The organism is Alishewanella sp. HL-SH05 (assembly GCF_052655985.1).
In genome coordinates this window covers 2,582,977-2,606,102 of the sequence record NZ_CP199753.1, presented here as the reverse complement: position 1 = coordinate 2,606,102, position 23,126 = coordinate 2,582,977, and the positions used below count along the sequence as shown (strand labels likewise).

Genomic DNA, 23,126 nt, shown 5'->3' with positions numbered 1-23,126 from the left:
GGTTATACCCCAGATTCAGGTGGCGAGAAAAAAACGGCCAAGGCGTTTAACGTCTTGGCCATTTTTATCGGTTTTTTGCTAAACCGATAACGTTTCACTTCATTTAAGCAAGCCTTGGCTTTACTGCCGGAGGCTGGGCATCAGGGCTATGATCCCTTAATCGTCTTGCTCTGCTGCTGCATTGCGCGCTTTACGTTCTTGCATCTCATTATAAGCGGCGTTAATTTCATCGAGCACTGCATCGATATCGGCTAACTGTTCATCTTCGGCAAATTCACCGGTCAGTTCAGTGTCAGGATTCAGGTTACCGGCTTCAAACAAGGCCCAGATTTCTTTAGCATATTTTGTGTTTAATAGCTCAGGTGCAAATTGCCCATAATATTGGGTAATATTATTCACGTCTCGGCTTAACATCCACTGAGCGTTGTTATTGGCTGCCGCATCCACTGCTTGAGGTAAGTCAATAATGACCGGGCCAGTAGGATCTTGCAGTACATTAAATTCAGAGAGATCGCCATGCACCAAACCTGCGGCTAACATGCGCAAAATATGTTGCATCATGGTTTTGTGATCGCGTTTGGCTTGCTCGGGTTCTAACGTGATATCATTTAAACGCGGCGCGACATCGCCATCTTCGTCTAAAATTAATTCCATCAGCAAGATACCATCATAACAACCGTAAGGCTCAGGTACGCGTACTCCGGCATCGGCTAACTTATATAAAGCATCTACTTCAGCATGTTGCCAGCTTTCTTCTTGTTGCTCACGGCCAAAGCTTGAGCCTTTCTCCATGGCGCGAGCGCGGCGCGAGCTGCGCACTTTGCGGCCCTCTTGATACTGTACGGCTTTTTTAAAACTGCGTTGGCTAGCATCCTTGTACACTTTGGCACATCGAATGGCGTTACCGCAACGAACGACATAGACAGAGGCTTCTTTGCCGCTCATCAATGGCCGTAATACTTCATCGATAATACCTTCATCAATTAAAGGTTGGATGCGTTTTGGTGTTTTCATAACACCCCTATAGTAAATTGGCAAAGTGCCAAACGTTAAGCCGATCCATGGCAACAGGCTGCGGTTGCAGCAGCATATTGCCAACGGGAGGTTACAAATCTAAATAATGTGGCCAACCTAGCAGCGGGCTGTTTAAGCCGTGTTTATGTTCAAAGGCATCGAGTTTTTCTGGCGATGCGTCTAACCGTTGCTGTTTTTGATATTCACGGCAAAACAGCAAGGTACGCTGTAAGGCAGGATGAAAATGCTGGCCCAGATCCTGGCGGATCGCATTGGCGTTTTCAGCGGGCAATTCAGCTAATACCGCTTCGGTTTGTAACATCAGGTAAGCATCATTAAACCAATGCTCGGCAAAGTCAATTTCGCGTAGCCGACGTTTTAAATCTTGCTTTACTTGACCACCACCCGTTAAAGCACGATAGAGCACAATCTCAGCCAACACTTCTTCTAAGCTAAAATGCTCAAATTCATCAAATTGTTGCCGGTGATAAAACTGTTGTCGTAATAGCTGCATAGCCTGAAAACGATGATGCTCGGTCAAGGCTTGTTGATAGGCTTGCCAACCTAGCCACTCTTCTGCATCAGGCGGACAAGATACTTGTGACAGCAATTGTTCATCAACTTCGCCATATAAGGAACTCTTGCCTGAGGTTTTACGATGCACAGTGCTGAGCATATGCCAGCCTTTTTGAAACGGTTTAACTAAACCTTCAGGCGCTAATAAGAGCTGGAGAGCCCGTACTGGATCTTTATCGCTTAACGCCATCAGGCCCAGACTGACAATGCCGATGACATCGTAAGCGGCTTGTTCTAACAGGTGCATCTTGTATTTGTTATAGAACTTGTCAGCAAACTTTAGGCTCATCAACACGGCTTTGTTTTTAATTTGCGCTAATTCAGTGGCATTTAATTGTTCTGCCGCTTGCGCGTGTCGAATCACCTGCGTTAAAAAGGGGCCTTGCTGGCTATCTCGCACCACTAACTGCATGAAAATTATCCCTAATCCAAAAAGCTAAACATATCGTCGACTTCGCTAAATTCGTCTTCAGCTTGGTTTTTCTCTTTAGCTTGCATCACCAACTCGGTAGCAAATTTATTGATAATACCTTCCCAGCCAGATTTTTCATTGCGGATCAGCGCTTTAATGGCTGTTTCTACCTTAGGGGTTAATTGACGGATCAGTGCCAATAAGCTCTTCGGATCATCATAGCCAATGTTGTGGGCATCTTCGGCAAGCTGGCGTTCAGTGAAACTTTCGGCCTCTTCTAAATGTTCTTCATCTTCATACAGCTTATCTTCCCAGTAGTTTTCATACTCTAGAATTTCACCGCGATAAATTTCAATAAAAGGGATCGATAAATAGAACAAGCCGGCGGGATCTTCAGCAATACACTCTAAGATCTCGGCTTGCTTATCTTCGTTATCTTGGGTGCGGATCAGGTAAGTTAAAAAATCAAAGGTATGCTGTTTCAGATCTTCCGCATTGTTTTTGATTTTTTCTTCCCAATACAAGGGTTGCTGACACACAATATCGCGGATTTTTTCTGGCGTCATCAGCTCAGAAATAATCGATGGGAACGATAAGTCATGCTGGCTGTTCATTTGTGTTAGCGTAACAATATCAATTTGCTCAATCACATCAACCAGTTGTTGATCGCTCATGGTGTTGGCAATAATCTCAAAACGCTTACTGGCTTGTTTTGGTTCGACTAGCGCTAATTCTTTTATTTCTGCCGCAGCAATAGCAATTAAATCGGTACTCACTCTCAGCCCTCCCGGTTAAAGCGGATTTCATCATATTGATCGTCGTAGCCTTCTTCATCGCTATCGTCGTCATCGTGTTCGTCATCACCACCAAAACCATAGGGTGCGTCTTCTTGTTCATCATCGCTGTCGTCAGCCGCGTGGTTTTTGGGCATGGTCACATTTTGCGTTAGTAAATACAGTGCGGCACAGGCTTCAATTAACATCGTTTCAGAATAATCACGAATGGCTTTTACCAAGGGCAAATCGGCATTATTAAAGGCAACAGACACTTTAAACTCTTCCCAACTGGGCTTTTTAGCGGCGCTTAACCATTGCTGCCATTTTGCTGCCGCGGCAGGGGGGAACTTAACGCGGCCATAAAGCGCCATCGGTAAATACTCTGGTACCGACTCAAGCATTTCAGGATCAGCTAGTAATACGGCTTTCATTTTGCTGGTAAATTGCTCAAGCGCTTTCGGATTTTCCGGGTCGCTATACGAATCTATATTTTCACCGGCGTCGGTTTGTAAGGCGCGGATCCGTGCCAAGTTTAATTTGCTGCTCATGATGGCCTCAGGCGTAATATTCGTCCCACAGCTCACGCATTGCGGCTGCAGGATCGGTAACAATAACGTTATTAAAATCTTTTAAGAAGGCGCTACGTAACTTCGGATCGCCCAGCACTTCATAGGCTGTTTTGACCCGTTGTAATTGATTGGCGGCTTGCTGCAATTCTTCTTCTGATAAACCGTGTAGTTTATCGGGGTGAAACTTATTGGCTAAGCGGCGATACGCTTTTTTAATCTCGTCATCACTGGCATTAGACTTTACGCCCAGTACCCGAAAGTGATTAATCATGTTGTTATCCTGTACAGACGGCGACTAGGGGTTAAACAGTAAATTATAGCCGCAAATCATAGCAGATCTGATGCAGGGTTGGCAGCGCATTATGCAATTCCACTTTATTAAGTTCGGCCACTTGAGTAATGCGCTATTTAGCCGCATCATATGCAGGCCTATGTTACGTTTTCACTGCGTTTTTAAGCGGCGTAGCAGGCTTTTTTCTCCATCGAGGTGTTATGCGCTGGTTTAGCGGTTTAATCATTTTGTTTTATCTAACGGTACTTTGCACACCGCATTCGTCTGCGGTGTATGACGTTAGAGTATTGCCGCAGATGGATAGCCAGTTGCAAGCGGTGCCGGTGGCACTGCCGCAGTTTTTAGCTAACGAAGCGGATGAAGAACCCGAACAGCCTGATGTTGCCCTGCTTAGTCGCAACCTTGGGCTAGGGCATCTTAGTACCCCTGTTGCGATGACGCAGCGCTTAGCGGTGTTGGTCAGCCGCTTATTTTCATCTGCGCAAGCACGCGCCCCCCCTTTGTTCCTCAGCATTTAAATGATGGCGCGACCCATTGTGGTTCGTCGCACTGTTTAAGATAGCTTAATCAAAGCCAAGAAGCGCTTTGGTGTGTGAGGAAAATATGGTTTTTATTGATATTGCGCTTATGCCTGGCAAAGCGTTATTGCCTGTGCTTTTTATGTTATTTACCCTGCTGTTACTTCAAGTGTGTCGGCATGTTGATGCGCCTGTTAGCAAGGAGCAGCTATGCTAAACAAGAATTCAACTTGGCAGGTATGCATGGTGATCAGTTTGCTGCTGTTGGCTCTGGTTTACGCACTGCCTAATCTGTATCCAGCCGATCCGGCACTGAGTATCAGTGCAACCCGTGGCGCGAAAATCAGTGAACACACTCAGGCGCAGTTAAGCCAAACGCTGCAACAAGCGAACATCCCCGTTAAAGCCTTGCAATTACAAGACGGTCAATTACTGTTACGTTTTGCTGATACCGAAGCGCAGTTACAAGCGCAAAGCTTGTTCAACAAAACACTTGATCATAATTATGTTACGGCCTTGAGTTTAGCGCCTGCCACGCCCGAATGGTTAGCCCGTATTGGTGCGACGCCAATGAAGTTGGGTTTAGACTTACGCGGTGGCGTACATTTTTTGTTAGCGGTGGATATGCAAGCGGCACAGCAAAAACACATGAATGATTTGCAGCAACGGCTGCGTGTGGAAATGCGGCAAGCCGATATTCGTTATCGCAGCGTGCAAGCCGATCCAACTCATGCCCAACTGCAGATAGCGCTGCGAAGTGCTAATGATTTACCCTCGTTAGAATCACTGCTGTCAAAATTAGATCGACAGTGGTTGCTCAGTCGTGCCGATGATGGTGTTACCTTGCTGTTGCAACTGTCTGAGCTGCAATTAAAAGCGCTGCGTGAAGAGGCGCTGGAGCAAAATATAACGATTTTGCGTAATCGGGTAAACGAAATTGGTGTTGCCGAGCCGATTGTGCAGCGCCAAGGTGCCGATCGGATTATTGTGCAATTACCCGGTGTGCAAGATACCGCGCAAGCCAAAGAGATTTTAGGGGCGACGGCTTCTTTAGAGTTTCGCCTGGTGAACACCCAAGCTGACTTAGCCGCTGCGCTCGCCGGTCGCGTACCCGCCGATGCTGAGCTATTCCAAACCCGTGACGGGCAGCCCATTTTACTTGAAAAACGCATTATGTTGACCGGGGATCGGATCACCGATGCCAGCTCTGGCTATGATGAATATGGTATGCCGCAAGTCAGTATCATGTTAGATGCTCAGGGCGGTGAGTTGCTCTCTGCGGGAACGAAAAACGCCACCGGGCGGCGCATGGCGTCAGTGTTTGTTGAATACAAAGCCAGTGCCGAGCGTGCTGAAGATGGCAGTGCCGTGCTGATTAAACAGCAAGAGGTGATAAACGATGCGACCATTCGTATGCGCCTTGGCCATAGTTTTCAAATTACCGGTTTAAGCTCGTCTGCTGAAGCTCAACAGCTGGCGTCGTTATTACGCGCGGGCGCCTTAATCGCACCGATCCAAATCTTAGAAGAACGCAGCATCGGCCCTAGTTTAGGCCAAGAAAATATTAAGCTTGGTATGCAAGCCATCTCTTTTGGCATGCTGGCCGTGTTGCTGTTTATGCTGGTGTATTACAAAGGCTTTGGTTTGGTCGCGAATGTTGCTTTGCTCGCCAATGTGGTGTTGCTGATGGGGCTATTGTCGATGATCCCTGGCGCCACCCTAAGTTTGCCCGGCATGGCTGGCATAGTGTTAACCGTTGGCATGGCAGTGGATGCCAATGTGTTGATCTTTGAGCGGATCAGAGAAGAGCTCAGCGCAGGGCGCTCTGTTCAACAGGCTATTCATGAAGGCTACGATCGCGCCTTTGCCACCATTGCCGATTCCAATATTACCACCTTGTTAGTGGCATTAATTCTGTTTGGTATTGGCACCGGCCCGGTGAAAGGTTTTGCTATTACGCTGGCACTGGGGATCTTAACCTCGATTTTTACCGCGGTGCTGTGTACTCGCCTGCTTGTTAACATGATTTGGGGTGGCCGCCGTGTGCAGTCACTGTCTATTTAAGGGGTATTTGATGCAAGTATTTAACTTTACGCAACCGGCTAATTTTATGCGCTATAAATGGCTGGCCGTGAGTGTGTCAGTGCTGTTGGTGCTTAGCTCGTTGATGCTATTAGCCACGCGTGGTTTAAATTGGGGTTTAGATTTTACTGGCGGTACAGTGATTGAAGTGGCATTTCAGCAAGCCGCTAATTTGGTGCAAGTGCGCGAGGTTTTAGCCGGTGCCGGTTATGCGGATGCTGTTGTGCAATTGTTTGGCAGTAGTCAGGATGTGTTAATCCGTATTCCGTTGCAGCAAGGGCTTGCACAAACACAGCTGGGCAGCACGGTATTAGGCGCGTTAACACAGCAGATTGATCCTCTGATCAGTTTGCAGCGCATTGAGTTTGTGGGGCCAAGTGTTGGCGCGGGTTTAAAGCAAGATGGGGGCTTAGCGTTGCTAGTCGCCTTATTAGGTATTTTACTCTATGTTACCCTTCGCTTTGAATGGCGCTTGTCACTTGGGGCCGTTTTGGCTTTAGGGCACGATGTGATTTTAACGCTGGGTTTATTTTCTTTATTGCAGTTAGAGTTCGATTTGACCGTTTTAGCGGCAGTGTTGGCGCTGATTGGATATTCAATCAACGATACGATTGTGGTATTTGACCGCATTCGCGAGAGCTTTCGCAAGCTGCGTGATAGTAGCGCGGAAGAAACGATTAACCATGCTATTACCACCACCTTAAACCGTACGGTTATTACCTCGTTAACGACGCTATTGGTGTTACTGGTACTGTTTTATATGGGGGGCGCGCTGATCCATGGTTTTGCAACGGCGTTGTTGTTCGGCATTCTGGTCGGCACCTATTCGTCAGTTTATGTGGCCAGTGCCATCGCCTTAGTGTTGGGTTTAACGCGGGAAGATTTGCTGGTACCCGTGATTGAGAAAGAAGGCGCCTCGAATGATTTGCCACTATAAAAGTGTTTAAGGGTAAGTCGTTAATCATTTGACGTTCAGCTAAGCTGAAGGTAGCAGAAAAGAGCACCGATCATCGGATATGAGCGGTGCTCTTTAAAGCAACAAAGGGTATCAGCAGGCTATTTAGGGAGGAAAGCCGCCCGCAATGAAAAGGACCTGAGTCCTTTTCAACTGAGTCTCGGTGCCACAACGATAAAAGTGTGCTGTTTAGCGGTTGGGCTTTTTCAGGCAACTTTTATAGCTAAAAAACGCGATGGCTTAATAACCTTGTGCGTGAACATCTCGAACCGCCCGGCCCGAAGGATCGGTCATTTCAGCCATTTTGGCATCCCAAGCTAAGGCTTCTGGTGTGGAACAAGCGACAGACTTACCTCCTGGTACACAAGAGATGGCACCTGCATGTGGGAAATGCTCTTCAAAGATCACTCGGTAGTAATAGGCTTCTTTGCTATCTGGCGTGTTGACCGGAAAGCGGAAGCTGGCGGTGGCCATCTGCTGATCAGACACTTCTTTTGCGGCATGCGCTTTTAAACTGTCAATCCAGTTGTAACCGACGCCGTCCGAGAATTGCTCTTTTTGCCGCCATAAAATTTCGTTAGGCAGTAAACCCTCAAATGCATGGCGTAAAATGTGTTTTTCCATTTTGCCACCACCGCACATCTTCGCTTGTGGGTTTAAGCGCATAGCCACATCCATAAATTCTTTATCTAGGAACGGCACACGCGCTTCAATACCCCAAGCTGACATGGCTTTGTTAGCACGATTACAATCGAACAAATGTAAACGGTCTAATTTACGCAGTGTTTCTTCATGGAACTCTTTGGCATTCGGCGCTTTATGGAAATACAAATAACCACCAAACAGTTCATCCGAGCCTTCGCCAGATAACACCATTTTAATGCCCATGGCTTTAATTTTACGAGCCATCAAATACATCGGTGTGGAAGCACGGATTGTGGTTACATCATAGGTTTCTAAGTGATAAACCACATCACGCAGTGAGTCTAATGCCTCTTGCACGCTAAAGTGCACCGTGTGATGCACAGTACCAATGGCATCTGCTACTTTTTGGGCGGCAATCAGATCAGGCGAGCCGGGTAAACCGACGGCAAAAGAGTGCAAACGGGGCCACCAAGCTTCTGATTGATCATCATCTTCGACACGGCGCTTGGCAAATTGCTGAGCAATAGCTGAAATTAAGGACGAGTCTAAACCGCCGGATAACAATACTCCATAAGGGACGTCTGACATCAGGTGAGTTTTTACGCTGTGCTCAAGTGCTTCGCGTAGCTCAGTTTCATTGGCAGGGTTGTCTTTAACCGCATCGAAACTTTGCCAATCGCGTTGATAGTACTGACGCAGTTCACCAATTTTGCTATCAAAATAATGGCCTGGCGGGAATTCTTTTATTTGCTTACAAACCGGTACCAGCGCTTTTAACTCTGAGGCGACAAATAGCTGACCATGTTCGTCATAGCCGTAATACAACGGAATAATGCCCATATGATCACGCGCAATTAAATAGCGTTGCTGTTCGGCATCATACAAAATAAAGGCAAACATGCCGTGCAGCTGATCAATAAATTCAGCTCCATGCTCTAAATACAACGGTAATATCACTTCACAATCCGATTTTGTTTTAAACGGATAGGGCGTACTCAAGGTTTTTTCGAGTGCTTTATGATTGTAGATCTCACCATTCACTGCCAGAATGTGATTTCGCTCGGTATTAATGAGAGGTTGGGCACCATTTTCAGTATCTACAATCGCTAGGCGCTCATGCACCAGAATAGCATTATCATCGTTCCAAATGCCTGACCAGTCAGGACCACGATGACGTAATAACTTAGATAACTGCAGCGCTTGCTGGCGCAATGCTTTAACATCTGTCTTGATGTCAAGCACCCCAAATATCGAACACATGATAACCTCTGATAATCAAATTAATAACACAATAAGTTTTGGCAGTATGTACGTCTATACGTACCCATTGAATGTGCCATGCTAGCGTTAAATTGCAAGTGCTTTTTGGTTTATTTCCTTTAATAGTCCAAAAAATAACCACTCTCGTCAAATGTGAAAGCTTATGAATAAAAAATCAGCAAAAAACCGCTTTAACGCCCCCGCCAACTGGTCGGCGCAGTATTTAAGCGCTAACCCGATCTTCAGCGAGTTGTGTCAGTTGTTTCCACTGACCGAACTTAACAACTGGCCAACCTTAGTCCAACTTAATCATTGGTTGGGCCAAAGCAACTATCGCTTGGTGGACGATGCGCTGTTGCAAGCTGACGGACGTTACTACGAAGCTTTTATTTTTGCGACGTCGCACATTCCGACCCGTGCTGAAAATTGGCATGATCTGTTTGGCGGTTTAATTTGGGGGTTGTTTCCTAAAACCAAACGTCAGATCAACCAGCTTCACATCAGCGAAATGGCCTTACATGGACAACAGCAGCGTAGTAAAATTCGCAACAAATTAACCTTGCTGGATGAATGTGGTGTGCTGATTGCGCTGGAGCCGAGCGGTCAGGCTCATCGTCAGTGGTTACAACAGCATGCTTGGCGGCGCAGTTTTTGGCAGCAGCGCCATGATTGGCAACACGCTATTGTGCCAGTGATCTTCGGCCATGCTATTTATGAAATGGCCACTCAACCCTTTATCGGCTTAACCGCGAAAACCTGGTTTATTGATGTGCCTAACGGTTTTAGTCAATGGGCTTTAACAGATCGTTACACTTTTCTCGATGAAAAACTCTCTCAACAAATTGCTAACACTAAGCAACTGCTTAATAATGACCAGCTTACACCTTTGCCGTTATTAGGTTTACCCGGTTGGTATGCAGATAATAATGCAGAGGATTTTTATGCCAATACGGAGTATTTTCGTCCACGCAAGACTCAACAATAGGACTGTTAGATGATAGAAATAAAACAACTTGCCAAGGGCTTTACGTTAAGTAAAGGCAATAAGTTATCTGATACAGAGAAACAGGATGTTCGCTACAGTAATAAAGTCTTTCATTCGGTACGTGATGTCAGTTTTACCTGTGGTCAAGGTGAAGTGTTAGGCTTGCTTGGTCCGAATGGCGCGGGTAAAACTACGACGTTACGGATGCTGTCAACGGCCTTAAAACCTGATGCGGGTGCGGTGTTGATTAACGGTGTGGATGTCTTAAAAGAACCCGTAAAAGCCCGTAAGTTAATTGGTTTTTTATCAGCGGATACTGGCTTATATGGCAAATTAACCGCCTATGAAAATATTGCTTATTTTGCCAAATTACATGGTATGTCTGATGCGGCCATTAAAAAGCGCATTGATGAACTGTTTACCTTGCTGAACATGCACGATTTTGCCAATCGGCGAGCCGATAATATGTCTACCGGTATGAAACAAAAAACGGCGATAGCGCGGGCGGTAGTTCATTCTCCCAAAGTGGTGATTTTCGATGAGCCGACCACAGGTTTAGACATCATGACCGTGCAAACGGTATTAGATTTTATTCAGTCGTTAAAAACGACAGGGATCCCAGTGATTTTCTCTACTCACCACTTAGATGAAGTGGCGAGTTTGTGTGATCGTGTGGTGGTCATTGATAAAGGGATCAGCAGCTTTTCGGGTGCATTGGCACAATTTAGTGCCTTAAGTTCCACGGGCGATTTACGTCAAGCCTTTTTATCTGTCTTACAGCAACAACCTGCAGCACAAGGAGCCGTCTAATGTGGCAAGTTTATCTTAAAGAACTTACGGAATTAATGCGGGATAAAAAAACATTAATTTTCGTGATCCTACTGCCAATTTTTATTTTCCCGGTGATCTTCGGCATTATGGGCCTGGTGTTATCTTCAACCACCAATAAAGCTATGCAAGAGCAACATCGCTACGTCATTATTAACGAGCAGCAAGCTCCTGAGTTTACCCAAGCGTTGTTTTATCATAAAAACTTTAAGCAGGTGACAACCTCATTGACCGAGCCTGAAGCGTTGATCGCGGCTATTCGTGCCGGTGATTTTGACGTTGCCGTGGTGATCCCTGCTGATTTTCAAGCAAAACAACAAGCCGTTGAGCAAAGCCAATGGCAGCTTATTTACAACCAAGCTAGCCAGTTAGACTTTATGTCTCGTTATTTTAATGAAATGCTTGAAAATTATACCGGCACCTTACAACGTCAATCCTTAAGTGCACTGGGTGTTGATCCTGAAAAGCTGACTGCGATTTTAAAACCCGTGTCGGTTGAAAAACTGGATACGGCAGCGAAACGTGAAAACCTGGGTGAAAAATTTGGGGCTTTAGTTGCTTATATTTTGATCCCGTTGTGCTTGCTCGGCGCGTCTTATCCGGCAATTGACATGGGCGCGGGGGAGAAAGAGCGGGGTACGCTGGAAACTTTGTTAATTTGTCCGATTAGCCGAACTGCCATTGTGTTGGGTAAATTTGCTACGGTGCTGACGACAGGCTTGGCGGGGGCACTGATCACGGTGGCCAGCTTCGGTATATGGGGCGCGGTGATAGGCTCTTTTGCCGGTTTTTCAGTGGTCAAAGAGGCGATGGGAGCGATTTCTGTACCAGAGTTGTTGTTAATTTTTATGATGATCGTACCAACGTCGGCCATCTTTGCCTCTTTATTATTGGCGATCTCGATTTATGCCAAAACCTTTAAAGAAGCGCAAAACTATATGAGTCCGCTCAGTATTTTGATGTTTGTGCCTCTTGCTGCAGCCATGATGCCGGGTGTTGAATTAAATGCGAAAACCGCTTTTATTCCGGTAATGAATGTCGCGTTAGCCATTAAAGAGTTGATTAAAGGTACGGCTGAAACCAGTATGATTGCGCTGATTTTTGGTGCGACAGTGCTATTAGCTGCGGTATTAATTGCCTTTTGTGTGCACTGGTTCCAACAAGAAAAAGTGCTGTTTCGTTAAATGACAACTAAAAGCTATTGATAACGATTCGCAATAGTATTAATATGGCGTGGTGTCCAGAACGGAGATCACGCCATGTTCATCTGTGTTTGCAAAGCGGTATCTGACAAAGCCATTAAGCAGGCTATCGCTGAAGGTGCCGATTCAATGCGCGCACTCAAAAATCAGCTGGGGGTAGGCTCTCAGTGTGGTAAATGTCTGTGTCAGGCAGCACAGTTGCTGCATAATGAACTGGTGAAGCAACAACCGAGTGCCGATATTATCGACACGTTAGCGAAACCGGCTGCTTAAGTTCGTACCCAATTAATTCCGCTTATCGCCACATTTCTATTTTCATTCCGTCGCAAAGCCCAGCATAATAGCTCACTGTTGCTCATACAGAAGCCTGTAAAGGCGTTGCAGTATAGTAAACGTGGTTTTGTGAAGGTAAGTCGAACGCTTTGGAGCAGTTAATGGATAAGATTAAGCAGGTTGCCATCGTCGGTGGTGTACATGGTAATGAGTTTTCAGGGATCTACTTGGTTAAACAATATCAAGCTGAGCCTGAGCGCTGCCGCCGTACCAGTTTTACTACTGAAACGGTCTGGGCTAATCCTGCGGCTTATGCTGCCAATAAGCGCTATTTGCACAGCGATTTAAATCGACAATTTAAAAACGTGGATCTGGCAAACCCTGAGCTTACCGACTACGAGCAAAGCCGAGCTAAAGTGTTAAACGCCCAGCTGGGGCCCAAAGGCGCTGCGCGCACCGATCTGCTGATCGATTTGCACAACACCACCAGTAATATGGGCGCATGTTTGATTTTGACGCAAGCCGGGCCTTTTTATAATAAAATGGCGGCTTACGTTAAAATGAACATGCCAGACGCGATAATTTCGCGTGATGAAGATCATTTCGCGGCAGAAGATCACGCTTTAATGTGTACCTTAGGCCGTTATGGCGTGTTGGTTGAAGTAGGGCCACAGCCACAATCGGTTTTACGCCAAGATGTGTTAGACTTAATGCAAACAATGGTGCAGCACATTCTTGATTTTGTTGAGCTTTACAATCAGGATAACTTACCAGCCTTACCGAAAAAAACCGAGGCGTTTCGTTACTTACATTCGATTAAGTTACCGATGAATGCAGCGGGTGAGCGCATAGGTATGGTGCATAAAAATGTGCAAGATCGTGATTATCAACCGATTAACCCAGGCGATCCAATCTTCACCTTGTTTGATGGTACTGAAGTACTTTATGAAGGTGAACATGTAGTCTATCCTACCTTTATTAATGAAGCGGCTTATTATGATAATAATTTGGCGATGTCATTAAATGAAAAAGTCATTATAGAATTGGAATAAAAAAGGCGTGCGCTAAACGAGTTCGCCTTTAAACATAGGATGTGTATGAGCTTATCTGTTAGTCATAGCACTTTACGGCGTGTTCGAGCACTTGGCTTGTGGTTAGTGTTGGGGGTGGCCTGTGCGCCTGCCTCGGCGCTCGGTTGTCAAAGCAAACAATGTCAAAGTTCAGTGGTGTTCTTAACTGAAACAAGCTATCCCGGTGTGCAACTTGATAGCCATGGTGACGTCATCGGGCCCACTATCGATCTGATGAATATCTTAGCTGAACGTGTTGGCAAAGAAAGGGTGTTTTATTTAATGCCTTGGGCGCGAGCGATGCAACGTGCTCAGCATACACCGCGCAGTATTTTGTTCGAAACCGTGCGTAATACCGAGCGCGAACCATTATTTAAATGGGTTGGCCCTATTATGTATTTCGACATGCAGTTATATGGCCCACCGAAACTAAAGGGCATGAATGCAGAGCAGATCAGTAAAAACTATGTTGCCTGCGGTTATCGTGGCGCTTCTTATTTACCGATATTAGCAATATTAGGCTTTTCTGAAGATACCAATTTGGTCTTAATGAAAACGCAGACAGATTGTTTAGATATGCTCAGATTAGGCCGCGCCGATGTCACGCCCATGAATGGTTTTCGACGTGGCGACATGTATGAAGAGCCACAGCTGCGTTTAGTGCCGCTTATTGCACTCAATGAAGTGGCATTGTATATGGCGTTTTCGTTGGATTTTTCTGACAGTGAAATTGCGTTGTGGCAGCAACAATTAGAACAATTGTATCGCGATGGTACCTTACGTCGTTTTTATGAATCAAATTACCCAGCGCGCGTGATTGAAAAGCTTGAGCAATTAGCCGGTAAGTTGCCAAATACGGCATCCTAATGCTTGCTCGACACTTAGCGTTCAGCCGCTAAGCGTCGAGTTTTCAGGTTAAACCTTATAACGTATCGTAACTGGCTTTTTTCTGAATTAACTCAATAGCGTAATTGTCAGGATCGCGCACAAATGCGATTTCTGTTGTGCCACCTTTTACGGGGCCTGGCTCGCGGCTAATCACACCGCCTTTAGCGCGGATCTTGTCGCAGGCGGCATAAACATCTTCTACTTCTAAGGCAATATGACCAAAAGCGCCACCTAGCTCATAGCTGTCAACACCCCAATTGTAGGTCAGCTCTAAAACGGCATCACTTTTCTCATCGCCATAACCAACAAAAGCCAGCGTATAGCGATATTCACTGTTTTCGGATTGGCGTAATAATCTCATGCCCAGCACCTCGGTATAAAAGGCGATTGACCGTTCTAAATTTCCAACGCGTAGCATGGTATGTAAAATTCGCATGATGACCCCTTTGCTGTTTCTGCTTGCAATGTTCTTAAAACTGTATGCTTGCCCTAAATGTCGACAGTATCATCGCCCGGATGAGCTATGGCAAAGCACAGCAGATAGTAACATATCTGTTATATGAAGAGACCGCTATTCGCCAAGCTGCGGATCGATGTTGTGCTGGTAGCGCTTAAGGTGAAAACGCCTTGCAGAAGAACCGCAAGGCGTATTGAAGTCTAACCGTTAAACTTTACCCTCACGCCGGCATTAACAATAAAGCCATCGTTACGCGACCAAATATCCGTTGTCCACTGACCGCTCGCGGCTCGGTTTGGTAAGATCATTGGGTGTTGATCGGTTTGCTTCACATCGAGCAGGTTTTCTAAATTCACAAACCAGCTAAATTGGCCCACGGTGATTTCTCCCATTAAGCCTAGGTGCCAATAGGGCGTTGAATAATCAGTGAATGGGTTGTCGTTTAAGCGTTGTACACCCGTGTAGTAGGCTTCAAAGCCCGCTCTGAAACGACCATGTTGCTCCCACATGGCGACAAAGCCTGCTGAATGTTCGGGCGTTAGTGCAATTTTGCGCTGTTGAAGGGTATCAGCTTCGAGCTCGGTGGCATCAAGATAGAGATAGCTGGCGGTTAACTTGATATCTTGCCAGTAGTAACGCAGCAGTAACTCTGAGCCGCGGATTTTACTGGCGCCCGTATTATTAACTAAGCGCACGCCATTGAACTCGCCATTATTGCCCGTGGCTATCGGCGCTAAACCAATAGCATCATCAATATTAGCCGCGAATAGCGTGATGCTGCTTTCAATGTTTTCATGGCTGTAGGTAACATCCAAAGACGCCGTTTGCGCGGTTTCGGCCCGTAGGTTATCAATGGTTTCGAGTCTGGATAAACCGGCGGCATCAATCTCTTCGACAAAAGGGGTTGGGGCAAAGTAGCCTCGGCCATAAGACACGCGAACCGTGAGATCGCCAGGGCGGTACAACAGTGAGACTCTCGGGCTGAATTGGTGTCCAAACTCACTGTGATTTTCCAAGCGGGCGCTTAACGAGGTGCTAATTAACGCATTAAATGCATAATCAAATTGAGAAAATAAACCCGGTACTCTGTAGTGATAATCAAATTGTTGAAAGGTTTGCGATGTGAATTGCTCCGCTTGATAAGCGGCACCTATCACCCAGTCACTGTTTGCCGTGTAGCCAGCGAGGCTGGATTCAAGCAAATAACTCTCATGCTGATCCTCTTCTAGCACCGCGCCAAATCGATGTAAATGTTGTTGCTGCATGACTGAGCCACGGCTATTTAGGATCAGGTTATCAAACACCGGCAGGTTAAAGACAACGCCGCCATCCAGTCGCTCGGAGTCTTGGCTTTGGTTAAAAGGGTTGCCATCACTGACACTGCTGCCGGGCATGGTGCCGCCTTGACGTTTTTCAGACATCACGCCTAGCGTGCCATATAGCGTGGCACCCTGTTCACCTTGCCAGTAAAGTCTGGGCCTTGCGGTATAACGTTCATAACCGGCCAGATCAATCCAGCCGTCTTGATCCACATCGGTGCTGGCCTGATGGTGTGCGCCGGCAGTTATCGAACCTTGCAGACGAGCTGTCAGTGGCGTCTCAATGTAGCTGGTAATATCTTGGCCATCGCGGCTGGTGGCATTGAATAATACTTCACCTTGAAGTGTATCCCCTGGGGTTCTTGAGACTAGATTAATCACGCCTCCCATGGCTGAGCCGCCATACAAAGACGAGGCCGAGCCTTTAATAATTTCGACGCGTTTTAGATCCGTTGGTGGTATTTGCAACAGGCCAATCGAAGAGGCCTGATTGCCATAAAGCGGTAAACCATCGGCTAACAGTTGGGTATAGCGGCCATATAGCCCTTGCAGGCGGATATTGGCACTGCCCAGCGCAGGTGACGTTGTTTGCACGCGCACACCACCTGTTTCGGCAACCAGCATGGAGATATTGCCAGGGCGCATAGCCGCTTTTTCTTCAATTTCTTCACGGTTGATCAGCTCAACACGGATCGGTTGCTCATCGGCAATGCGTCCGCTGCGAGTCGCCTGTACCACGATTTTTTCAATATCCTCGTGATGCTCATGCTCATCCGTATGCGAGTCGGCATGCTCATGCTCGTCTGCGTGTTTAGCTGAATGGCTGTCATGGTGCTCGTCTGCATGTTCAGCTGCATGGCTGTCATGGTGTTCGTCAGGGTGTTGAGCCAGCGCCGTCTCTGGGTGAGCTTTAGGCTTGGCTGACTGCGGCTGCTGACGAGCATTATGCTCTGCTGTAACAGCAGCAGCGGCTTGTGCTGCATGGCTAATACCGTGAACACTGAGCGATAACAGCAACAGGGTTGCAGGTGTCATTTTGGACATTTAATCACCTTATCTAACGAGAAAAACGACTATTTTTGCAAGAATATCACCGGCTTTATTGAAATTAGCTTGTGCTGTGATAGCTTGCAGCTTAAAGCTTACCGTTACTGGAAGGCCAAGATGAAAATTAGTGAACTGGCCGAAGCCAGTCAGGTCCCAGCAAAAACCATTCGCTACTATGAAAGTATTGGCCTGTTGAGTACAGCGGTACGGCAGGCCAACGGTTATCGGTATTACCATTCAGCAGATATAGAAACACTGGTTTTTATCCGTCGTTGTCGAGAGCTGAATATCTCAATTGTCGATATCAAGCAGTTGGTTACCGTGCAGAGAGATCCTGAGGCGTCATGTGCCACCGTTGACAGCATTATTAGCGAACAACTGGCCAGAGTGCGACAAACTCAGCGCGAGCTGGCAAAGTTAGAACATACGCTAGAGGCACTGGTCACCTCGTGTCGTAGCGAACAGATCCAAGACTGCTGCATTTTGCAAAGCCTGCGCGCCACCGACGGGGCATGATCTGACTGAGCGCTCGCATCACAGCGTGCTAAGGAGTTGGCGCAGCCTGAATGGCGGAATAAAACATGAATTATTCTGTTTTTTGTTTGAAATCACAAAGGTCTTCAATAATACAAGAACCACAGCGAGGTTTTCTGGCGGTGCAGGTGTAGCGACCATGCAAGATCAACCAGTGATGCAGATCAAACATAAATTCAGATTTTTGCGGGGTGTTTTTTATAATGCTCTGTTCAGTGGCCTCAACGGTGTTGCCTTTGGCATAGCCGGTGCGATTAGCAACCCGCTGAATATGCGTATCAACCGCGATAAAATAATGGCCTTCGTTGTCTTTCAGTAAACCAAAACCGGTATTAAGCACCACATTGGCTGTTTTGCGACCCACCCCTGGCAGTGCTTCTAAGGCCGCGCGGTTTTGCGGTACTTCACCACCATGCTGCTCAACCAAAATTCGACAGGTTTTAATGACATTTTCTGCCTTGGTATTAAACAAGCCGATGGTTTTAATATAGTGCTTTACGCCCTCAACATTCAGATCAAGCATGGCTTGTGCGGTGCGTGCGACTGGAAATAACTGCCGTGTGGCTTTATTGACGCCAACATCGGTCGCCTGTGCCGACAGCAATACCGCAATAAGGAGCTCAAAGGGTGAACTGTATTCAAGTTCGGTCTTCGGATGCGGATTGGCCTCGCGCAGCCGAGTGAGCATGGCAATACGTTTTTGTTTATTCATACTATCGCTCTGGTTATTGTGGGCTGCCGGTCACGCGGGCCCGAGCAATATCCCCTTTATTGACAACTTTTTTACTGGCGTAATGCTGATCGATGCTATTTTTTAATGCGATAAGTAAGCCCATACCAATAAAAGCGCCTGGCGGTAGAATAGCCAGTAAAAAATGGCTATCGCTTTGAAATAACTGTAAATGCAAGCCGCTAGCCCAACTGCCTAACAATAGATCAGCCCCGGCAAATAAACTGCCTTGGCCTAAGATTTCGCGTATGGCGCCTAACACCAGTAACACCAATAAAAAGCCTAAACCCATCATCAGTGCATCTAGCGCTGAGGGCAGTACTGCATTTTTTGAAGCAAAGGCTTCTGCCCGGCCAATAATGGCGCAGTTGGTGACAATCAGCGGAATAAAAATACCTAAGGATTGATACAAACCAAAGGTAAACGCATTCATCAGCAATTGTACGGCAGTTACAAAGGTGGCGATAATCATCACAAAAATCGGGATACGAATTTCATTAGGCACGTGGCTACGGATCGACGACACCACGATATTCGAGCCGAGTAACACTAACAAGGTTGCCAAGCCTAAACCTAGCGCATTGATTACGGTGTTGGTCACCGCGAGCAACGGGCAAAGCCCCAATAATTGCACTAAGCCAGGGTTGTTTTTCCATAATCCTTGTAGCGTCAGTTCTTTAAATAGGCTCATGGGGTTAACTCACAATTTGTGGCGGCATGGGCCAGTTCAGGGTGCTGCTGCACATAGCTAGCGGCCCGATACACGGCGTTAATCACGGCGCGCGGCGTAATGGTTGCACCCGTAAATTGATCAAAATCGCCGCCATCTTTTTTAACAGCCCAGTGCTTAGCCTCAGCGGGTGTGGCGGCTTTGCCACTGAAACTGTAGATCCAGTTACTGCGTCTGGTTTCAATTTTATCACCTAAGCCCGGTGTTTCCTGATGGTTTAAAACGCGCGTACCTAGCACGGTACCGCTTGGACTAATGGCAACAATAAGCTCAATATTACCGCTGTAACCGTCTGGAGCGGTGACATCAAGTACATAGGCACGAAGTTGGTCATCTTCTTGCCAACGATACACGCGCTGCGCCTTACCGCCAAGCTCGTCTGGTGCATTAACCAGCGTACAATTGGCCAACAGTGCCCGCGTTTGCTGTACTTCAGGTAACACTTCACTGAGGATAGCCAGTTGGCTTAAGCGACGCTGCTCGGCAATTTTGGGCTGCGTTAATAAATGTAAACTGCCTAAAATGACCACACAAATAATCGCAACCAACGCTAGGGCTAAGGCATTTTTACTGACCATACGGATCATTTGGTTGCTCCTTTGGCTTTGTGGCCATAGGTACGCGGACGAGTATAATAGTCGATCAGCGGCACACACATATTCGCCAGTAACACCGCAAAAGCAATCGCGTCAGGATAACCGCCAAAGCTGCGGATTAAATAAATTAACAGACCAATTAACGCCCCGTACCACAAACGCCCCCGATCGGTGGTAGAGGCCGACACAGGATCGGTGGCGATGAAAAAGGCGGCTAACATGGTGCCACCGCTAAATAAATGAAACAGCGGGCTGGCAAAAGCATCCGGTGATGCTAACCAACTCAACATAGTAAACACAAACAAGCTGGTCAGAACTGCCACCGGAATGCGCCACGTAATGACTTTTTGCTGGAGTAAAAATAAGCCTCCTGCAAGGTAAGCTAAATTGACCCATAACCAGCCTGAGCCGGCAAAGCTTAGATAAACTGGCTTCTGCCAGCTTTCGGTTAAGGTTAAGCCTTGAGCCAGATCAGTACGTAGGGTATCCAGTGGTGTGGCTAAGGTGATGCCATCCACGCTAAGTTGCATCTGGCTTAAACTAAAGCCACCGCAGCTAAATTGGGTAAAGATGGTACAAATGGCATCTAATGGGCTGATGGTTACCGATTGTAAGGGCAAAGGCGGTAGCCACTGTGTCATCTGTACCGGGAAGGATATTAATAACATGACATAGGCTGCCATGGCCGGATTAAACAGATTATGCCCTAAACCGCCATACAGTTGTTTGACCATGATGATGGCAAAAGCGGTGCCAATAACAATTAACCACCAAGGCGCAAAAGGTGGGATAGCCACAGCGAGCAACACGGCTGTCACTAAAGCACTGTGATCCATTAAGCGCGGTCTGATGGCTTTATGGCGCAAGCTTAATATCATTGCCTCTGCCAACCAGGCGGTAGCAATCGCCAGCACCAATTGCACGAGCACACCATAGCCAAAAAACACGGCTTGTACGGCGATCCCTGGAATACAGGCAATCGCTACCAACTGCATTAAGCTGGCCGTACTTCGTCGATTGTGATGATGCGGCGAACTGGCAATTTTAAAACTCATGCAGAGTCACCTTTTGTTTTCGCTAATTCAGCCTGGGCATTCTCGTCGTGCTCAGAGGCAAACCTCGTATCGGCTGCGGCTTGTTGTTTACGGGCTTTAGCGCGTGCTAAAGCGGCGGCAACCGCGGCTTTACGCGGATCATCTTGGCTTGGCGTGTTTTCTGATGCAGCCTCGCTGCAAGCGGCTGTCGCATCGTTGTTTTCTAAAGCGCTGTTTTGTTCAGCTTCAGCGCCCTGCTGCTGTTTACGTGCTTTGGCACGTGCTAAAGCGGCGGCAACAGCGGCTTTACGCGGATCATCCTCGCTTGGCGTGTTTTCTGAGGCAGCCTCGCTGCTAGCGGCTGCCTCATCATTGTTTTCTAAAGCGCTGTTTTGTTCAGCTTCAGCGCCCTGCTGCTGTTTACGCGCTTTGGCACGTGCTAAAGCGGCGGCAACGGCGGCTTTACGCGGATCGTCTTGGCTTGATGCCTTATCCGCATGGTTTTGTGTGGCTTGGCTGTCAGTTACCACTGGTGCGCTTGCGCTGCTCTGTGCAGTCTCAGTGGTATGTTGTTGTTGCCGTGCTTTGGCTCGCGCAATAGCCGCTGCGACTGCGGCTTGGCGTGGATCGGTTGCTGTAGCGTCGAGATTTTGGCTTGCTGACTGACTTTGCGCACCAGACTCGGCATCGGTATGTGCTGCCGCAGCTTGTTGCGCTTGATACGCACGCGCTTGTTGTTTTTTCACTTCGCGTTCAGCCACGATATCCGCATGCGAACGCTGTGCTGTTTCGGTAGCGTTTTGCTGTTTGGCTTTAATGCGCTCAAGTGCTGCGGCAACCGTATTGCTGCCGGCATTTTGTTGTTGAGACTGTTGCCGTGCCGCAGCCAGCTGTTGATTTTTAGCCAGGCGTGCTTGTTTTTCCGCCTCCAGCCTGGCATTGCGTGCTTCAAAACGCGCTTTTGCTTGTTCGGCTTTTAGTGCTTCACGCTGCTGCTCACGGATATCGGCTTTGGCAATACGGTAATACTGCACTAATGGGATTTCACTGGGGCAAACGTAAGCGCAGGCACCGCATTCAATACAATCGGCCAGATTATACTCTTTGAGTTTGTCATGATCTTTGGCTTTGCTATACCACAGCAATTGTTGTGGTAATAACGTAGCGGGGCAAGCATCAGCACAAGCGCTACAACGTATGCAATCTAATTCTGGCCCTGCGTTGGGTAATTCAGTAAGGCTGGGCGCTAAAATGCAGTTAGTGGTTTTTACAACGGGCACGGCTAGGTCGGGCAGGGTAAAACCCATCATCGGCCCGCCCATAATCACTTTTTGTTCCAGTTCGGCCTGATAACCACAAAAATCTAATAAGGCCGCAACAGGTGTGCCGATTAACGCCTGCACATTTTGTGGCCGCTGCAAGGTTTCCCCGGTGACGGTAACAATACGCGAAATTAACGGATGATCGTCTAACACCGCTTGCGCGATAGCAAAGGCGGTGCCGATATTCTGCATCACAATACCGATGTCGGCAGGGCGACGGCCCGCTGGCACTTCTTTGTTAGTTAGTAATTGGATCAGTTGCTTTTCACCGCCTGAGGGGTACTTAACCGGCACTTCTCGAACATAGTAATGTTCGCGTTGGCTACATGCCGCGCGCATACCGGCTGCCGCAATCGGCTTATCGGCTTCAATACCAATTAATACGGCTTTTGGGTTGAGCAGCTTGCACAGAATATCAATGCCTTTGACGATGGTCGTTGGCGCTTCTTGCATCAGGGCATCATCAGCGGTGATATAGGGTTCGCATTCAACGGCGTTGATAATTAAATAATCGACCGGTTGGTGCAAGCCCGCTTTAATATGAGTGGGGAAGCCCGCACCGCCCATACCGGCAATACCGCTGTCTTGAATGCGCTCTAAAAGGGTCTGGGTATCCGCTGTGGCAAAGTTCAGTGGCTCCCGCTCACGCCACTCTTCTAAGCCATCTGGCTCAATGACGATGACGCTTTCAGGTAAGGCCGATGGATGTGGGCTGGTGTGATCGGTAATGGCGATAATCATCCCCGATGTCGGCGCATGCACGGGCACCGTCATGGAGTTATCGGCAGCGGTGAGTGCTTGGCCTTTGAGCACGCGCTCACCTACGCCCACCAGCAATTGGCCCGCAACACCAATATGCTGGCGTAGTGGAATGTAAAGCCGCTCTGGAAGCGACATGCTAATGATCGGCTTTTCGCTGGTTACCGCTTTACGCGTAGGGGGATGCACACCACCATGAAAGTCCCATAGCGCGCCGGCTTGAATTTGTTGAAATAAACTTGGCACCGTTGGG

General features: G+C 47.4%; 23 protein-coding genes. 10 read left to right on the top strand and 13 right to left on the bottom strand.

Going from position 1 to position 23,126, the window contains the following annotated elements; translation table 11 throughout:
* Positions 1–156: 156 nt before the first annotated feature.
* From ACUJFL_RS11915 to atcJ, 5 genes are all read right to left on the bottom strand, one after another.
* A complete protein-coding gene (locus ACUJFL_RS11915) occupies positions 157–1,014 on the bottom strand; it encodes a PA4780 family RIO1-like protein kinase (RefSeq protein WP_226750073.1) in 858 nt (285 codons plus the stop codon).
* Between the two features lie 91 nt (positions 1,015–1,105).
* Positions 1,106–2,002: a cold adaptation protein AtcC gene (gene atcC, locus ACUJFL_RS11910; RefSeq protein WP_445427598.1), complete on the bottom strand. Its 897-nt coding sequence runs from the start codon at positions 2,000–2,002 to the stop codon at positions 1,106–1,108.
* Between the two features lie 11 nt (positions 2,003–2,013).
* Positions 2,014–2,778 (bottom strand): cold adaptation protein AtcB, encoded by a 765-nt coding sequence (gene atcB, locus ACUJFL_RS11905; RefSeq protein ID WP_226750071.1) that lies wholly within the window; start codon positions 2,776–2,778, stop codon positions 2,014–2,016.
* Positions 2,779–2,780: 2 nt separating this feature from the next.
* The gene (atcA, locus tag ACUJFL_RS11900) at positions 2,781–3,326 is read right to left on the bottom strand and encodes a cold adaptation protein AtcA (RefSeq protein WP_226750070.1); all 546 of its coding nucleotides are present in this window, start codon (positions 3,324–3,326) and stop codon (positions 2,781–2,783) included.
* A 7-nt stretch (positions 3,327–3,333) separates the two neighbouring features.
* Positions 3,334–3,618, bottom strand: coding sequence for a cold adaptation protein ActJcold adaptation protein ActJ (atcJ, locus tag ACUJFL_RS11895; RefSeq protein ID WP_226750069.1), 285 nt, complete (start codon positions 3,616–3,618; stop codon positions 3,334–3,336).
* Between the two features lie 221 nt (positions 3,619–3,839).
* Here atcJ and ACUJFL_RS11890 point away from each other — a divergent pair, with 221 nt between their 5' ends.
* The 3 genes from ACUJFL_RS11890 to secF all read left to right on the top strand — a co-directional run bounded on the left by ACUJFL_RS11890 (position 3,840) and on the right by secF (position 7,176).
* The gene (locus tag ACUJFL_RS11890) at positions 3,840–4,157 is read left to right on the top strand and encodes a hypothetical protein (RefSeq protein WP_445427597.1); all 318 of its coding nucleotides are present in this window, start codon (positions 3,840–3,842) and stop codon (positions 4,155–4,157) included.
* A 210-nt stretch (positions 4,158–4,367) separates the two neighbouring features.
* Entirely contained in the window at positions 4,368–6,221 is a 1,854-nt protein-coding gene (secD, locus tag ACUJFL_RS11885) for a protein translocase subunit SecD (RefSeq protein WP_445427596.1), read from the top strand.
* A 10-nt stretch (positions 6,222–6,231) separates the two neighbouring features.
* Positions 6,232–7,176 carry a protein translocase subunit SecF gene (gene secF, locus ACUJFL_RS11880; protein ID WP_226750066.1) on the top strand — a complete coding sequence of 315 codons (945 nt, stop codon included), beginning with the start codon at positions 6,232–6,234 and terminating at the stop codon, positions 7,174–7,176.
* Between the two features lie 258 nt (positions 7,177–7,434).
* Here secF and asnB read toward each other — a convergent pair whose 3' ends face one another.
* Positions 7,435–9,099, bottom strand: a complete 1,665-nt coding sequence (gene asnB / locus ACUJFL_RS11875; RefSeq protein WP_226750065.1) for an asparagine synthase B — start codon at positions 9,097–9,099, stop codon at positions 7,435–7,437.
* Between the two features lie 163 nt (positions 9,100–9,262).
* On the opposite strand from asnB, the gene ACUJFL_RS11870 reads away from it, so the two are divergent.
* From ACUJFL_RS11870 to ACUJFL_RS11845, 6 genes are all read left to right on the top strand, one after another.
* Positions 9,263–10,084 (top strand): DUF3025 domain-containing protein, encoded by an 822-nt coding sequence (locus tag ACUJFL_RS11870; protein ID WP_445427595.1) that lies wholly within the window; start codon positions 9,263–9,265, stop codon positions 10,082–10,084.
* Positions 10,085–10,093: 9 nt separating this feature from the next.
* Positions 10,094–10,894, top strand: coding sequence for an ABC transporter ATP-binding protein (locus tag ACUJFL_RS11865; protein ID WP_445427594.1), 801 nt, complete (start codon positions 10,094–10,096; stop codon positions 10,892–10,894).
* Positions 10,894–12,096: an ABC transporter permease gene (locus ACUJFL_RS11860; protein ID WP_306178295.1), complete on the top strand. Its 1,203-nt coding sequence runs from the start codon at positions 10,894–10,896 to the stop codon at positions 12,094–12,096. The genes ACUJFL_RS11865 and ACUJFL_RS11860 overlap by 1 nt, the downstream gene beginning before the upstream one ends.
* A gap of 75 nt (positions 12,097–12,171) precedes the next feature.
* On the top strand, positions 12,172–12,387 hold the full coding sequence (locus ACUJFL_RS11855; protein WP_306178296.1) for a bacterioferritin-associated ferredoxin: 216 nt from the start codon (positions 12,172–12,174) through the stop codon (positions 12,385–12,387).
* 161 nt (positions 12,388–12,548) lie between these two features.
* The gene (locus ACUJFL_RS11850; RefSeq protein ID WP_445427593.1) at positions 12,549–13,439 is read left to right on the top strand and encodes an aspartoacylase; all 891 of its coding nucleotides are present in this window, start codon (positions 12,549–12,551) and stop codon (positions 13,437–13,439) included.
* 45 nt (positions 13,440–13,484) lie between these two features.
* On the top strand, positions 13,485–14,324 hold the full coding sequence (locus ACUJFL_RS11845; RefSeq protein WP_445427592.1) for a substrate-binding periplasmic protein: 840 nt from the start codon (positions 13,485–13,487) through the stop codon (positions 14,322–14,324).
* Positions 14,325–14,379: 55 nt separating this feature from the next.
* On the opposite strand, the gene gloA is transcribed toward ACUJFL_RS11845, so the two are convergent.
* Together gloA and ACUJFL_RS11835 are read right to left on the bottom strand one after the other, a co-directional pair.
* Positions 14,380–14,781, bottom strand: coding sequence for a lactoylglutathione lyase (gene gloA / locus ACUJFL_RS11840; RefSeq protein WP_229584247.1), 402 nt, complete (start codon positions 14,779–14,781; stop codon positions 14,380–14,382).
* 221 nt (positions 14,782–15,002) lie between these two features.
* The gene (locus ACUJFL_RS11835; protein WP_445427591.1) at positions 15,003–17,165 is read right to left on the bottom strand and encodes a TonB-dependent receptor domain-containing protein; all 2,163 of its coding nucleotides are present in this window, start codon (positions 17,163–17,165) and stop codon (positions 15,003–15,005) included.
* 120 nt (positions 17,166–17,285) lie between these two features.
* Between ACUJFL_RS11835 and ACUJFL_RS11830 the strand changes: the two genes are divergently transcribed.
* Positions 17,286–17,684: a MerR family transcriptional regulator gene (locus ACUJFL_RS11830; RefSeq protein ID WP_445427590.1), complete on the top strand. Its 399-nt coding sequence runs from the start codon at positions 17,286–17,288 to the stop codon at positions 17,682–17,684.
* A 70-nt stretch (positions 17,685–17,754) separates the two neighbouring features.
* On the opposite strand, the gene nth is transcribed toward ACUJFL_RS11830, so the two are convergent.
* From nth to rsxC, 5 genes are read right to left on the bottom strand one after another with little or no spacing between them, the layout of a single operon-like run.
* Positions 17,755–18,414, bottom strand: coding sequence for an endonuclease III (gene nth, locus ACUJFL_RS11825; RefSeq protein ID WP_226750055.1), 660 nt, complete (start codon positions 18,412–18,414; stop codon positions 17,755–17,757).
* A gap of 13 nt (positions 18,415–18,427) precedes the next feature.
* Positions 18,428–19,123, bottom strand: coding sequence for an electron transport complex subunit E (locus tag ACUJFL_RS11820; protein WP_306178301.1), 696 nt, complete (start codon positions 19,121–19,123; stop codon positions 18,428–18,430).
* Complete coding sequence (gene rsxG / locus ACUJFL_RS11815; protein WP_445427589.1) at positions 19,120–19,749, bottom strand: electron transport complex subunit RsxG; 630 nt, start codon at positions 19,747–19,749, stop codon at positions 19,120–19,122. The genes ACUJFL_RS11820 and rsxG overlap by 4 nt, the downstream gene beginning before the upstream one ends.
* Positions 19,746–20,813, bottom strand: coding sequence for an electron transport complex subunit RsxD (gene rsxD, locus ACUJFL_RS11810; RefSeq protein ID WP_445427588.1), 1,068 nt, complete (start codon positions 20,811–20,813; stop codon positions 19,746–19,748). Before rsxD ends, rsxG begins: the two co-directional genes overlap by 4 nt.
* Complete coding sequence (gene rsxC, locus ACUJFL_RS11805) at positions 20,810–23,119, bottom strand: electron transport complex subunit RsxC (protein ID WP_445427587.1); 2,310 nt, start codon at positions 23,117–23,119, stop codon at positions 20,810–20,812. The genes rsxD and rsxC overlap by 4 nt, the downstream gene beginning before the upstream one ends.
* Positions 23,120–23,126 lie beyond the last annotated feature (7 nt).

Bases quoted from the DNA above. Each gene is read 5' to 3' on its own strand.
- ACUJFL_RS11915 (WP_226750073.1), bottom strand. From the start codon at position 1,014: ATGAAAACACCAAAACGCATCCAACCTTTAATTGATGAAGGTATTATC.
- atcC (WP_445427598.1), bottom strand. From the start codon at position 2,002: ATGCAGTTAGTGGTGCGAGATAGCCAGCAAGGCCCCTTTTTAACGCAG.
- atcA (WP_226750070.1), bottom strand. From the start codon at position 3,326: ATGAGCAGCAAATTAAACTTGGCACGGATCCGCGCCTTACAAACCGAC.
- atcJ (WP_226750069.1), bottom strand. From the start codon at position 3,618: ATGATTAATCACTTTCGGGTACTGGGCGTAAAGTCTAATGCCAGTGAT.
- ACUJFL_RS11890 (WP_445427597.1), top strand. From the start codon at position 3,840: ATGCGCTGGTTTAGCGGTTTAATCATTTTGTTTTATCTAACGGTACTT.
- secD (WP_445427596.1), top strand. From the start codon at position 4,368: ATGCTAAACAAGAATTCAACTTGGCAGGTATGCATGGTGATCAGTTTG.
- secF (WP_226750066.1), top strand. From the start codon at position 6,232: ATGCAAGTATTTAACTTTACGCAACCGGCTAATTTTATGCGCTATAAA.
- asnB (WP_226750065.1), bottom strand. From the start codon at position 9,099: ATGTGTTCGATATTTGGGGTGCTTGACATCAAGACAGATGTTAAAGCA.
- ACUJFL_RS11870 (WP_445427595.1), top strand. From the start codon at position 9,263: ATGAATAAAAAATCAGCAAAAAACCGCTTTAACGCCCCCGCCAACTGG.
- ACUJFL_RS11865 (WP_445427594.1), top strand. From the start codon at position 10,094: ATGATAGAAATAAAACAACTTGCCAAGGGCTTTACGTTAAGTAAAGGC.
- ACUJFL_RS11860 (WP_306178295.1), top strand. From the start codon at position 10,894: ATGTGGCAAGTTTATCTTAAAGAACTTACGGAATTAATGCGGGATAAA.
- ACUJFL_RS11855 (WP_306178296.1), top strand. From the start codon at position 12,172: ATGTTCATCTGTGTTTGCAAAGCGGTATCTGACAAAGCCATTAAGCAG.
- ACUJFL_RS11850 (WP_445427593.1), top strand. From the start codon at position 12,549: ATGGATAAGATTAAGCAGGTTGCCATCGTCGGTGGTGTACATGGTAAT.
- ACUJFL_RS11845 (WP_445427592.1), top strand. From the start codon at position 13,485: ATGAGCTTATCTGTTAGTCATAGCACTTTACGGCGTGTTCGAGCACTT.
- gloA (WP_229584247.1), bottom strand. From the start codon at position 14,781: ATGCGAATTTTACATACCATGCTACGCGTTGGAAATTTAGAACGGTCA.
- ACUJFL_RS11835 (WP_445427591.1), bottom strand. From the start codon at position 17,165: ATGTCCAAAATGACACCTGCAACCCTGTTGCTGTTATCGCTCAGTGTT.
- ACUJFL_RS11830 (WP_445427590.1), top strand. From the start codon at position 17,286: ATGAAAATTAGTGAACTGGCCGAAGCCAGTCAGGTCCCAGCAAAAACC.
- nth (WP_226750055.1), bottom strand. From the start codon at position 18,414: ATGAATAAACAAAAACGTATTGCCATGCTCACTCGGCTGCGCGAGGCC.
- ACUJFL_RS11820 (WP_306178301.1), bottom strand. From the start codon at position 19,123: ATGAGCCTATTTAAAGAACTGACGCTACAAGGATTATGGAAAAACAAC.
- rsxG (WP_445427589.1), bottom strand. From the start codon at position 19,749: ATGATCCGTATGGTCAGTAAAAATGCCTTAGCCCTAGCGTTGGTTGCG.
- rsxD (WP_445427588.1), bottom strand. From the start codon at position 20,813: ATGAGTTTTAAAATTGCCAGTTCGCCGCATCATCACAATCGACGAAGT.